The sequence below is a fragment of the Pseudomonas sp. SDO5271_S396 genome (assembly GCF_054071795.1).
In genome coordinates this window covers 46,110-58,299 of the sequence record NZ_JBSVWB010000001.1, presented here as the reverse complement: position 1 = coordinate 58,299, position 12,190 = coordinate 46,110, and the positions used below count along the sequence as shown (strand labels likewise).

At 61.9% G+C, this 12,190-nt stretch carries 10 protein-coding genes; 6 read left to right on the top strand and 4 right to left on the bottom strand.

The features are described from left to right. The first annotated feature begins 5 nt into the window (after window positions 1–5). Window positions 6–785 carry an IclR family transcriptional regulator gene (locus ACW9IN_RS00315; protein ID WP_457363990.1) on the top strand — a complete coding sequence of 260 codons (780 nt, stop codon included), beginning with the start codon at window positions 6–8 and terminating at the stop codon, window positions 783–785. A gap of 192 nt (window positions 786–977) precedes the next feature. Here the strand turns inward: ACW9IN_RS00315 and ACW9IN_RS00310 are convergent, their stop codons facing one another. The 3 genes from ACW9IN_RS00310 to ACW9IN_RS00300 form a co-directional block, all read right to left on the bottom strand. Beyond that, window positions 978–2,222, bottom strand: coding sequence for a saccharopine dehydrogenase family protein (locus ACW9IN_RS00310; RefSeq protein WP_457363989.1), 1,245 nt, complete (start codon window positions 2,220–2,222; stop codon window positions 978–980). Window positions 2,223–2,252: 30 nt separating this feature from the next. Next, window positions 2,253–3,350 (bottom strand): carboxynorspermidine decarboxylase, encoded by a 1,098-nt coding sequence (locus ACW9IN_RS00305; RefSeq protein ID WP_457363988.1) that lies wholly within the window; start codon window positions 3,348–3,350, stop codon window positions 2,253–2,255. A 433-nt stretch (window positions 3,351–3,783) separates the two neighbouring features. Beyond that, on the bottom strand, window positions 3,784–5,427 hold the full coding sequence (locus ACW9IN_RS00300) for a sensor domain-containing diguanylate cyclase (protein ID WP_457363987.1): 1,644 nt from the start codon (window positions 5,425–5,427) through the stop codon (window positions 3,784–3,786). Between the two features lie 141 nt (window positions 5,428–5,568). On the opposite strand from ACW9IN_RS00300, the gene ACW9IN_RS00295 reads away from it, so the two are divergent. From ACW9IN_RS00295 to ACW9IN_RS00275, 5 genes are all read left to right on the top strand, one after another. Further along, on the top strand, window positions 5,569–6,177 hold the full coding sequence (locus tag ACW9IN_RS00295) for a LysE family translocator (protein ID WP_457363986.1): 609 nt from the start codon (window positions 5,569–5,571) through the stop codon (window positions 6,175–6,177). Window positions 6,178–6,256: 79 nt separating this feature from the next. Beyond that, on the top strand, window positions 6,257–6,943 hold the full coding sequence (locus ACW9IN_RS00290; protein ID WP_457363985.1) for an epoxyqueuosine reductase QueH: 687 nt from the start codon (window positions 6,257–6,259) through the stop codon (window positions 6,941–6,943). Between the two features lie 85 nt (window positions 6,944–7,028). Continuing rightward, a complete protein-coding gene (locus tag ACW9IN_RS00285; protein WP_457363984.1) occupies window positions 7,029–7,526 on the top strand; it encodes a sigma-70 family RNA polymerase sigma factor in 498 nt (165 codons plus the stop codon). Continuing rightward, entirely contained in the window at window positions 7,523–8,476 is a 954-nt protein-coding gene (locus tag ACW9IN_RS00280) for a FecR domain-containing protein (RefSeq protein ID WP_457363983.1), read from the top strand. Before ACW9IN_RS00285 ends, ACW9IN_RS00280 begins: the two co-directional genes overlap by 4 nt. A 90-nt stretch (window positions 8,477–8,566) precedes the next feature. Beyond that, on the top strand, window positions 8,567–10,999 hold the full coding sequence (locus tag ACW9IN_RS00275) for a TonB-dependent siderophore receptor (protein ID WP_457363982.1): 2,433 nt from the start codon (window positions 8,567–8,569) through the stop codon (window positions 10,997–10,999). A 38-nt stretch (window positions 11,000–11,037) separates the two neighbouring features. Here ACW9IN_RS00275 and ACW9IN_RS00270 read toward each other — a convergent pair whose 3' ends face one another. Further along, window positions 11,038–12,090, bottom strand: coding sequence for a HoxN/HupN/NixA family nickel/cobalt transporter (locus ACW9IN_RS00270; protein ID WP_457363981.1), 1,053 nt, complete (start codon window positions 12,088–12,090; stop codon window positions 11,038–11,040). Between the last annotated feature and the right edge of the window lie 100 nt (window positions 12,091–12,190).

Here is a 12,190-nt window from a genome sequence, read left to right as displayed (position 1 = left end):
CCGCCATGTCTGAAGAACGCAACAGTCTGCACAACCAATCCCTGGAAAAAGGCCTGTCGGTGCTCAAGGCATTCAGCGCACAGCGCCGCAGCATGAGCCTTGCAGAGGTGGCCGAGGCCGCGGGCATGACCAAAAGTTCGGCCCAGCGCATGGTGTTTACCCTCGAAAGCCTGGGTTACCTTCGGAAACACCCGCGCACACGGCATTACCAACTCACCCCGCATGTGCTGGAACTGGGCTTCAGTTACCTGGATGCGCATTCGTTGATCGAGGTGGCCAACCCGTTCCTGTCGGAGTTGACGCGGTTGACAGGCGAGACCTCGTGCCTGACCGAGCCGGCGGGCTATGACATGACCTATATCGCGCGATTCGTCAGCTCAGGGTTCGTGCCGGTACACATGCCGATCGGCTCGCGGGTGCCGATGTACTGCACCGCATCAGGCCGGGCGTATCTGAGCGCGTTGCCGCAGGAGGAGGCGCTGGTATTGATCGAGCACAGCCAACGGGTTGCCCATACCAGCCAGACGCTGACGGAAGTCGACAGGATTCTGGAGTCATTGCAACGGGTGCGCGAGCAGGGTTATGCGGTGAACGGCCAGGAGCTGTTCCTGGGTGACATGACCATCGGCGCGCCGGTGCTGGGTGCCAATGGCAGGCCGGTGGCGGCGGTGCATGTGGTGGCGCCCACCAGCCGGTGGAGCAGGGCGGATGCCGAGCGGCAGTTGGCGCCGGCGTTGTTGCAGTGTTCAAGAGCGCTGAGCAATTCGGCGCGGAACCTGGAGTAACCGACGCAGGAAGCAGATCGTTCCTACGCTCAGCGTGGGAATGCCTCCTGTGACGCTCTGCGTCACGACCTTTAAGAGTGAACGCGGAGCGTCCAGGGCTGCGTTCCCACGCGGGAGCGTGGGAACGATCAACCGCGCTACAAAAAATGCGCCCCTGGAGGCGCATTTTTTTGTTCGGTCAGCGAGCGCCTATCAGGCAGTCGCATCCCACGCACGATCACCGTGCTCGTCCTTGATACGGGTCGGCAGGCCCATCACATCCAGCGCCTTGAGGAACGGCTCGGCCGGCAGTTCCTCGACGTTGACCATGCGCGACACATCCCACTCGCCACGGGCAACCAGCAGCGCAGCGGCCACGGGTGGAACGCCTGCGGTGTAGGAAATGCCCTGGCTGTCGGTCTCGGCGAAGGCTTCTTCGTGGTCGGCCACGTTGTAGATGAACACCTCGCGCGGCTGGCCGTCCTTGGTGCCCTTGACCAGGTCGCCGATGCAGGTCTTGCCGGTGTAGCCCGGGGCCAGTGAAGACGGGTCGGGCAGCACGGCCTTGACCAGTTTCAACGGCACGACTTCCAGGCCTTCGGCGGTGGTGACCGGCTTTTCGGAGAGCAGGCCGAGGTTGTTCAGCACGGTGAACACATTGATGTAGTGCTCGCCGAAGCTCATCCAGAAACGCACGTTGGGCACGTCGAGGTTTTTCGACAGCGAGTGCACTTCATCGTGGCCGGTGAGGTAGAGATTCTGCGAACCGACCACCGGCAGGTCATCGGTGCGCTTGACTTCGAACATGGTGCTGCTGGTCCACTGGCTGTTCTGCCAGCTCCACACCTGCCCGGTAAATTCGCGGAAGTTGATTTCCGGATCGAAATTGGTGGCGAAATATTTGCCATGGGAGCCGGCATTGACGTCGAGAATGTCGATCGAATCAATGCGGTCGAAATGCTGTTGTGCTGCCAGCGCGGCATACGCGTTGACCACACCCGGGTCGAAGCCCACGCCAAGGATGGCCGTGATGTTCTTCTGCTTGCACTCTTCCAGGTGGTTCCATTCGTAGTTGCCGTACCACGGCGGGGTCTCGCAGACCTTGCCCGGCTCTTCGTGGATGGCGGTGTCGAGGTACGCAACGCCTGTGTCGATGCAGGCCCGCAGGACCGACATGTTGAGGAACGCGGAACCCACGTTGATGACGATCTGCGATTCGGTCTCGCGGATCAGGGCCTTGGTCGCTTCCACGTCCAGGGCGTTCAGCGTGTAGGCCTTGATGTCGGCGGGAACTTTAAAGGCTCCCTTGGCCTTGACGCTGTCGATGATGGCCTGGCATTTGGAGATGTTGCGCGACGCGATAGCAATACGACCGAGTTCGTCGTTGTGCTGCGCGCACTTGTGGGCCACCACCTTGGCGACACCTCCTGCACCAATGATAAGAACGTTCTTTTTCAATTGCTTTATCTCTCCTTTATCTGGCCGGCCTCAGGACAGGCTGGACAGGTAGTCTTCGTAACCAAATTCACGAACCACCTCGACAGTACCGTCGAGTTGTTTCACTACGATGGACGGCATTTTCAGGCCGTTGAACCAGTTTTTCTTGACCATGGTGTAGCCTGCGGTGTCGATGAACGACAGCCGATCGCCGATGGCCAGCGGACGATCGAATTGGTACTCGCCGAAGATGTCCCCGGCCAGGCAGGATTTGCCGCACACCATATAGGTGTGTTCGCCATCGCTCGGCGCCAGCTTGGCGTTGAGGCGATAGATCAGCAGGTCCAGCAAGTGGGCTTCGATGGAGCTGTCTACCACGGCGAGGTTCTTGCCGTTGTAGAGGGTGTCGAGCACGGTCACTTCCAGGGAAGCACTGTTGGTGATCGCCGCTTCGCCGGGTTCCAGGTAGACCTGCACGCCGTACTTTTCGGAGAACGCCTTCAAGCGGGCGCAGAATGCGTCCACCGCATAGTCTTCACCGGTGAAGTGGATGCCGCCGCCGAGGCTGACCCACTGGACCTTGTGCAGCAGCGCGCCGAAGCGTTCTTCAATCACGCCAAGCATTTTGTCGAACAGGCTGAAGTCGCCGTTCTCGCAGTTGTTGTGGAACATGAAGCCGGAAATCTGATCGATCACGCCTTCGATCTTCACCGGGTCCCATTCGCCCAGACGGCTGAACGGGCGCGCCGGGTCGGCCAGCAGGTAGTCGGAACTGCTCACCTGCGGGTTCACGCGCAGGCCGCGGGTCTTGCCTTCGCTGCGTTCGGCAAAACGCTGCAACTGGCTGATGGAGTTGAAGATGATCTTGTCGCAGTTATCCAGCATCTCTTCGATTTCATCGTCGGCCCAGGCCACGCTGTAGGCGTGCGCCTCGCCTTCGAACTTCTGGCGGCCGAGCTTGAGCTCATACAGCGAGGACGAGGTGGTGCCGTCCATGTATTGCTGCATCAGGTCGAACACCGACCAGGTGGCAAAGCACTTGAGCGCCAGCAGAGCCTTGGCGCCGGAGTGTTCGCGCACGTAGGCAATCTTCTGCATGTTGACCAGAAGCTTCTGTTTATCGATGAGGTAATACGGCGTTTTGATCATTTTTGAGAGCCTGCGGCGGTGCCTGCCAAAAAAGGACACGCATTGTGCCCGCACTTGGATCGAATCGAAAGGTTAGTGGGCGGATTTTGCTGCCCGGAGTTCGATGCTATCTGCTGAGTATGACTATTGATCGCTCTCAGCGCAGGACAAGCCTGCTCACCACAGTGGTTGTGTGTTGAGCCAGAGGGCGTTGCCGGGGCAATAGACTTTGCGTCAAAACACCAGCCGCCCCACACTCGCCAACAACCACGCCAGGCTGCCGATGCCGAGCAAAGTGAATACAAGCGCTGCGAGGTGTGCCAGCAGAACCGTCAATGGATGCATGGACAGGCTTCCCGGGTCGATGAGGAAGCCTGATTATGGAAAGCGGCGGCGGTCCGATACAGACGCCGGCGGATATTTCAGTGATAAGCAAAACCCCGGGGTCGTGTTTTTACGCGACCCGGTTCCTGCCCGCACCCTTGGCCTGGTACAGCTGCATGTCGGCGCGTTTGAGCAGCGCCGAGGAGTCACGGTCCGACGGTTGGGCGACGCCCACGCCGATACTTACGGTGACGTGCCCCACGGTGGGGAATGACGCCGCGGCGACGGCGGCGCGGATTTTCTCGGCGACCACTTCGGGGCTGTCCGGTTCTTCGACTTCGGGCAGCAGCACCGCGAATTCTTCACCGCCGTAACGGGCGACGAAGTCGGTGGCGCGGGTGGTGTTTTCGATCAGCGCGGCGAGTTGGCACAGCACGTCGTCACCGACGGCGTGACCGTAGGTGTCGTTGATCCGCTTGAAGTAGTCGGCATCGATCAGCAACAGCGCAAACGTACGGCCGGTGCGCTGAAACAGCAGGCTGTTCTCGGCGAGTTTTTCATCGAAGCGACGACGGTTGTAGACCCCGGTCAGGGCGTCGTGAGTGGCCAGTTTCAACAGCTCGGCATTGGCGCGGGTGAGGTCGGCGGTGCGTTGGGCCACGGTGGCTTCCAGGGAGGCGTTGGCCTCTTGCAGCTCGCGCTCCTTGGTGAGCAGCGACTGGGTCATGCTGCTGATGGACTGGCCCAACTGGGCAATTTCCCATACCGCATGTTCCTGGGGAAACACCGCCCCGGGCTTTTGCTCCTGCACCTGTTTGGCAGACCGGGCCAACCGCTCGATGGGCTTGCTCAGGGTCAGCGCCAGGTAGTACGCCACCAGGGTAAAGACGATGGCAGCCAGCACGCCCAGTACCAGCAGTTTGTACAGCAGCCCTCGCGCCGGTTGCAGGGCGATGTCCAGCGGCTGGCGCACCACGATGTACCAGGCAAGGTTGGCATTGGACGGGCTCGGCACCGCCACCGAGGCGCTGACGTAGCCGTCGCCGGTGGACCAGCCGGAAGGTGTGTCGAGGCTGTCCTTGGGCATTTGCTGGCCGGCCAGCACCTCGGGGTAGAGCACCCTGCCATCGAAGTCGATGATCAGCGCTTCCAGGTTGGGCGCGGCATCTTTTTGCATCACGGCGGCCTTGACGATTTGCGTGACCCAGCTCCAGTGCGCATGGGCGCCCAGCACGCCGATGATCTCGCCCTTGGCATTGCGGATCGGCGCGGCGAAGTCGATGAAACGCAGCGGCTCGCCATTGGCCGCGCCGGGCAGCAGCTTGGCCAACAACACTGCCTCATGGGGATCGCCGGTGTATTCGCCGCGCAATCCGGCCTGGAACCACGGGCGTTGTTGCACCGACTGGTTGACCAGCAGGCCATTCACCGCCTGGCGCACGCGACCCTCGGCGTCGGCTACGCCCATCCAGGCGTATTCGGCGCGCGATTGGGTGCGCAATTGCATCAGGGTCATGATGTCGGGCGCGTCGAGGTTGCCTTGGCGAAACAGCGGCGCCTTGCTCAGCAGCGAGACTTCCAACTGGCGTTCACGCAGTTGCACCGCCAGTAGGGCCGCGCTGGAACGCGCGGTGTTGAGCAGGGCATTGCCGCTCGCCTGCTTGGCCTGTTCCGTGGCGATATGCCCTACATAAAACCCCACGATCAACAGCGTGAGCAGCGACACGCCGGCAAACCACAAGGTCAAGTGACTACGCAGACTAGCTTTGATCATGGGGCACTATCTGAGGCTGTGATGCATGACATGGTAGGCGTAATGTCACGCGCGTTGCCAGCCACGGCGACCACAAACGTACAAGAATGCCTGGGACCCGCCTCATTAGACTCGCTGCACTTCTTCTACAGCAGGTCAGCCATGGACATCTTCCTCTACGCGTTCAGCGTCATGTACAGCCCGGGCCCAGTCAACTTCATGGGCCTCAATGCCGGGCTCACCGGCAAGTTCCGTCGTTCCACCGGGTTCTTCATCGGCGTCGGTTGCGCGATGCTGATGTTGTTCGTGCTGTTCGGCTACACCGGCGAGGCGATCGTTTCCCAGGCGGCGTTGCCTTACATCTCCCTGGTGGGAGGGCTGTACACCCTGTACCTCGCCTACCAGGTGTTCACCGCTCGCACGGTGGTGGATGAGACTGCGTCCACGACACCCACCCAGAGCCTTACCTTCTGGAACGGCCTGGTCATCCAGTTGCTCAACCCCAAGGGCATCATGGCGGTGCTGCCGATCACCAGCGTGATGCTGCCGGCGGCGCATATCACCGGAGCGTCCATCGCCGGGGTTTCCGCCTTGTTGGCGCTCGGTGCCTTCGGCGCGCCGTGGGTCTATGCGTTGTTGGGCGCGTTGCTCGGACGGCGCATCACCGGGCAGTCGGCGTTCACCCTGTTCAACCGCTGCATGGGCTTGGCACTGGCCGGATGCGCATATTTCATGTTTCACGCGTTCTATGTGCACCTGACGGCAACGTGAGCGAATCTTGTGATCATCTGGAATGAAATGAGTTTGTCTCGGCTGGAGCGGGTATCGACAATGTCGCTTGCATTTCCAGATGAACTTTCGAAAAGGCCGCTATGTTCCCCGTCAACCGCCGACACTCACACTGCCCGAAGGCGCCGACAAACTCCTGCTGCATTCCTGCTGTGCGCCGTGTTCCGGCGAGGTGATGGAAGCGATCACCGCGTCCGGCATCGACTACACGATCTTCTTCTACAACCCCAATATTCACCCCGAGCGCGAGTACCTGCTGCGCAAGGACGAAAACATTCGGTTTGCCGAAGAACACAACGTGCCGTTCATCGATGCGGACTACGACACCGATAACTGGTTCGCCCGCGCCAAGGGCATGGAGCACGAGCCCGAGCGCGGCGTGCGCTGCACCATGTGCTTCGACATGCGCTTTGAGCGCACCGCGCTGTATGCCTATGAGCACGGCTTCAGCGTGATCTCCAGTTCGCTGGGGATTTCCCGCTGGAAGGACATGCAGCAAATCACCGACAGCGGCATCCGCAGCGCGCAGAAGTATCCCGGTATCACCTACTGGGACTACAACTGGCGCAAGGGCGGCGGTTCGTCGCGCATGATCGAGATCAGCAAGCGCGAGCGGTTTTACCAGCAGGAGTATTGCGGCTGCATCTATTCGTTGCGTGATACCAACCATCATCGCAAGGAGCAGGGGCGCGACATCATTCGCCTGGGGGTCAAGTATTACGGGGATGAAGAGACGTCGAACGACTAAATTGCCAGCGTCCCCCCGGGCAGATTAGAATGCGATCAATTCTTAATTACTGCTCGGCATTGGTGCCTGGCGCCCGGTGATTTGCATGTCGTCTTCGCTCAATCTGCCTATCCAGGACCTGTACTGCGAACACCACGGATGGCTCTACCGTTGGCTCGACCGCAAGCTGGGCAATGCCAGCGATGCCGCCGACCTGGCCCATGACACCTTCATGCGTCTGTTGACCCGCCAGCAGGGCGCCGGTTACGGCAGTGAACCCCGTGCGTTGCTTACCCATATCGCCAAGGGCCTGATGATCGACAGCTGGCGCCGCCAGGAAGTCGAGCGTGCCTACCTGGAAACCATCGCCCACTTGCCCGAGCAGGAGGTGCCGTCGCCCGAAACCCGCTGGCTGATCCTCGAAGCGCTGTACCGCATCGAGGCCATGCTGCGGGACCTGCCGGAGAAAACCCGCACCGCCTTCCTGATGTCGCAGATCGACGGCCTGACCTATCAGCAGATCGCCGATGAATTGAAGGTGTCGCTGGTGTCGGTCAAGCGTTACATGCGCGATGCGTTCCTTGCTTGCCTGAGCGTGGCATGAACCCGTCCATCGACCCGCTGATCCTCGGCGAAGCCGCCGACTGGATGGTGCAGTTGCAGTCCGGCAGCGCCACCGAGGAAGACCGCCGCGCCATCGCCCAATGGCAGGGGCGCAGTGCCCAACATGCCCAGGCGTGGCAGCGTGCCGAAGCGATTCTCGGCGATTTCAACAGCGTGCCGGGCGCGATTGCCGGCGACACGCTCAAGCGCATCGGCCGCAAAAAGTCCCTGGGTCGGCGCCAGGCCCTCGGGCTGTTGCTGCTGGCCGGGCCCGCGACGTGGCTTGCGTATCGGCAAAAGCCCTGGCAGAACTGGACCGCCGACCAGCACACCGCCGTCGGCGAACAACGCCAACTGACCTTGCCCGACGGCACGCACCTGCTGATCAATACCCACAGTTCGTTGAATATCGCCTTCACCGACCAGCTACGGCGCGTCGAACTGCTGCAAGGCGAGGTGATGATCACCACCGCCAAGGATCCGGCCGCCGTGCATCGCCCGTTTATCGTGCAGACCCGCCACGGCACCGCCCGTGCGCTGGGCACGCATTTCAGCGTGCGGGTGGGCGAGCAGCGCAGCCGTGTCGCAGTGCTTGAAGGCGCGGTGCAAATGCTGCCGGAGCAGGGAGGCCACGGGGTGATCCTCAAGGCCGGCGAGCAGGGTGCATTCGATTGGAACGACGTGGCGCCGGTAGAACCGCTGGATATGAGCGCGGTCACTTGGGAAAACGGCATGCTGCTGGCCCAGCACATGCCCCTGGCGACGCTGCTCGACGAGCTGGGCCGTTACCGTTCCGGCGTGTTGCGCTGCCATGCCAGCGTGGCGGGGCTGAGCGTTTCCGGAGCGTTCCCGTTGCGCGACACCGACGCCAGCCTGCGCCTGTTGCAGCAAACCCTGCCGGTGAAAGTCAGCAGCCTGACCGGCTACTGGGTGACCGTCGAGCCGCGCTGAAATTTTTTCACCTTTACCTGATACCTTTTCCGTGGTCGTGCGGTGTAGGGGGAGAACCCTCAACTTTGCAGCGCGTCGACAGGTATGCCCATGATCTCCACCCCGCACCCCAACCGCCCCTTCAAGGCCCTGAGCCTGGCTGTCGCCCTGGCCGCCCTCGCACCGTTGCACAGCGCGGTGGCGGCAGACGCGGCGTCTGCCAGCGCTGCGCGCAGCTACAACATCGAGGCGGGTGCATTGGGCAATGTACTGGCGCAGTTCGCTGCGCTGTCGGGGGTGCCATTGTCGTTCGACTCGCGCCTGCTCAATGACCAGCAAAGCCCCGGGTTGCACGGCAACTTCACCGCAGAAGCCGGGTTCGCCCAGTTGCTGCAAGGCAGCGGCTACACCGTGCAAAGTACCGGCGGCACGGGCTACACCGTGGTGCCCCAGGCCAGTGGCGACGCCGTGCAGTTGGGCGCGACGATGATCAGCGGCGAGGCGGGCGGGGCGCAGGCCGACACCTACGGCGGTGGTCAGGTGGCGCGCTCGGCGCGTCTCGGCGTGCTGGGGAATCGCTCGATCAATGACGTGCCGTTCAGCGTGGTCAGCTACACGTCCAAGACCATCGCCGACCAGCAGGCGCGCACCGTGGGTGACGTACTGCTCAACGATGCGTCGGTGCGTCAGTCCTCAGGGTTTGGCAACTTTTCCCAGGTGTTCACCATTCGCGGCCTGCCGCTGAGCACCGACGATATCGCCTTCAACGGCCTGTACGGCGTGTTGCCCCGGCAGATCATCACCACCGAGGCGCTGGAGCGTGTCGAGCTGTTCAAGGGGCCCAACGCCTTCGTCAACGGCGTCTCGCCGGCAGGCACCGGTATTGGCGGCAGCGTCAATCTGGTGCCCAAGCGTGCCGAAGACATCGCCACCCGCAGCGTGACCCTCGACACCACCAGCGACGGCCAGACCGGCGGCCATATCGACCTGGGCCAGCGTTTTGGCGAAGACAACCGCTTCGGTGCCCGGGTCAACCTGGCCCGACATGGCGGCGACACGGCCATCGACGATGAATTCAAAAGCTCGCAGCTGATCGCCGTCGCTCTGGACTACCGCGGTGACAACCTGCGTCTTTCCACCGATTTCGGCTACCAGAAAGAGCGCATCAACAACGGTCGCTCCGTGGTTTACCCCAACGGTACCCAAGTGCCGAAGGCGCCGTCGGCCAAGCATAACTACGCGCAGGACTGGAGCTGGTCGGAGCTGGAAGACACCTACGGCATGTTCAACGCCGAATACGACCTCAATGAAAACTGGACGGCCTACCTGGGCGGCGGCGCCAAACACACGCGGGAAAACGGCCAGTATTCGTCGCTGTACGTGGGCAACGATGGCGCAGGGCGTGTCGGGTTTCTCTACTCGCCCCATGATGAAGACAACAAGAGCGCCATGGCCGGGTTGAATGGGCACTTCGATACGGGGCCGGTCACGCACCAGGTCAATTTCGGTTTATCCGGGATCTGGGGCGAGCAGCGTTCGGCGTTCGAGGCGATCCTGCAAGCCAACCGCCGCCCGGGCAACCTGTACAACCCGACGCAGATCCCGCGTCCGACCGTGACTTACTTCGGCAGCGATATTCACGACCCGCGCATCGTCGGCAAAAACCGCATCAAGAGCGCAGCGGTTTCCGATACGCTCGGGTTCATTGATGATCGCGTCTTGCTAACCCTGGGCGTACGGCGTCAGACCATCGAGGTGGATGGCTGGAACACCACCACGGGAGCGCGCAACGCCAACTATGCCGAGTCGATCACCACACCGGTGTACGGCCTGGTGATCAAGCCGTGGGAGCATGTTTCGTTCTACGCCAACCGTATCGAGGGGTTGGCCCAGGGGCCGACGGCGCCGCTGAACAACGTCACTAACCCCGGCGAAGTGTTTGCGCCCAACCGCAGCAAGCAGACCGAGGCCGGTGTGAAGCTGGATTGGGAGAGCTACGGTGCGACCCTGGGTGTGTACCGTATCGAGCAGCCGAGCAGTGCGACCAACCGCAACCCGAATGGCACCAATACCTTCAGTGTCGATGGCGAGCAAATCAACAAAGGCGTGGAACTCAATGTCTTCGGTGAACCCATCGATGGCCTGCGCTTGCTGGCCGGGGCCACCTGGATGCACACCGAGTTGAAGAAAACCTCCAATGGCCTTACCGACGGCAATAGCGCGGCGGGCGTGCCGCGCTTCCAGTTCAACGTCGGCGCCGATTGGGACGTGCCGGGCCTCCAGGGCGCTGCACTCAGCGGCCGCCTGCTGCGCACTGGCGGCGAATACGTGAATGCCACCAACACCCTGAACATCCCGGCCTGGACCCGCGTCGACCTCGGTGCCCGTTATGGCTTCAAGGCCGATGACAAGTACATCACCCTGCGCGCCAACGTCGAGAACGTGGCAAACAAGGCGTACTGGGCCTCGGCCTCGACCGCCAACAACTACCTGACCCAGGGCGAACCGCGCACGGTCAAGGTCTCGGCGACGGTGGATTTCTAAGGCTCGGCGGGTGTTTCAGGAGACACGCAGTGCCGGGGTTAGGCGACTTCGATCCGATCAAAACCCTTCAGGCGATACAGCAGCACCGACGCGGCCCAACTGGCGACGAAGATTCCGATGATGAGGTAGCCCAGCAAGCCGAAACTGTCGTTGAGGCTGCCGATAAAACGCCAGAAATCGCCCTTGAGTTCCAACTGGTCGCCGATCAGGCCCAGGGCTTCGATGCTGCCGATAATCACCGCCACCACCACGGACACCAGGGTGATGCTCAGGTTGTAGTAGAGCTTGCGGATCGGCTTCATGTACGCCCACCCGTATGCCCCAAGCATCAGGTGTCCGTCCAGCGTGTCCACCAATGACATGCCGGCGCTGAACAGCAGCGGGAACACCATGATCGACCATGGGGACAGGCCCTGGGCGGCTTGTGTGGCGGAAATGCCCAGCAGGGCGATTTCGGTGGCGGTATCGAAACCCAGGCCGAACAGAAAACCCAGCGGGTACAGGTGCCAGCTGCGGCTGACCAGGCGAAACAGCGGGCGAAACAGCCGCGCCAGCACGCCACGCTCGGCCAGCAGCAGGTCGAAATCATCGTCCCCATAAGCGCCGCCCTGGCGCACATGACGCCACGCCTTGTAGATCGAGCGCAAAATCACCAGATTCATCAGCGCGATCACCCATAGAAACAGCGCCGATACCGAGGTGCCGATCACCCCACCCACGGCTTTGAATCCTTCGAAATGGTCTTTGAGGGTCGCAGCGGCAAGCGCCACACCAATGGAAGCCAGCACCACCACTGAGGAGTGCCCCAGGGAAAAGAAGAAACCCACGGCCACCGGGCGCTTGCGTTCTTGCATCAGCTTGCGCGTGGCGTTGTCGATGGCCGCGATGTGATCGGCATCCACCGCATGGCGCAAGCCGAAGCTGTAGGCGAGCAGGGCGGTGCCCAGCAGCACCGGATGCGTGTGGAACGCCACCAGCGCCCAGAGCCAGGCGCCGATGTTGAGGGCGATCAGTACGCCATAGAGGCCAAACAATCGGGAGCGGACTCCATGGCTGGAGTCACTGAAAATCTGGGCAAGGCGGTGGATCATCCGATAAATCCTGTGTGCAGTGACGCCACCGCTCCATGGCAGGAGCGGCATGCGGTGCTGAAACAGTCAGGCACGGTGGGCGACGTTAATCGATTCTGCG

Bases quoted from the DNA above. Each gene is read 5' to 3' on its own strand.
- ACW9IN_RS00285 (WP_457363984.1), top strand. From the start codon at position 7,029: ATGTCGTCTTCGCTCAATCTGCCTATCCAGGACCTGTACTGCGAACAC.
- ACW9IN_RS00315 (WP_457363990.1), top strand. From the start codon at position 6: ATGTCTGAAGAACGCAACAGTCTGCACAACCAATCCCTGGAAAAAGGC.
- ACW9IN_RS00280 (WP_457363983.1), top strand. From the start codon at position 7,523: ATGAACCCGTCCATCGACCCGCTGATCCTCGGCGAAGCCGCCGACTGG.
- ACW9IN_RS00270 (WP_457363981.1), bottom strand. From the start codon at position 12,090: ATGATCCACCGCCTTGCCCAGATTTTCAGTGACTCCAGCCATGGAGTC.
- ACW9IN_RS00290 (WP_457363985.1), top strand. From the start codon at position 6,257: ATGAACTTTCGAAAAGGCCGCTATGTTCCCCGTCAACCGCCGACACTC.
- ACW9IN_RS00305 (WP_457363988.1), bottom strand. From the start codon at position 3,350: ATGATCAAAACGCCGTATTACCTCATCGATAAACAGAAGCTTCTGGTC.
- ACW9IN_RS00300 (WP_457363987.1), bottom strand. From the start codon at position 5,427: ATGATCAAAGCTAGTCTGCGTAGTCACTTGACCTTGTGGTTTGCCGGC.
- ACW9IN_RS00295 (WP_457363986.1), top strand. From the start codon at position 5,569: ATGGACATCTTCCTCTACGCGTTCAGCGTCATGTACAGCCCGGGCCCA.
- ACW9IN_RS00275 (WP_457363982.1), top strand. From the start codon at position 8,567: ATGATCTCCACCCCGCACCCCAACCGCCCCTTCAAGGCCCTGAGCCTG.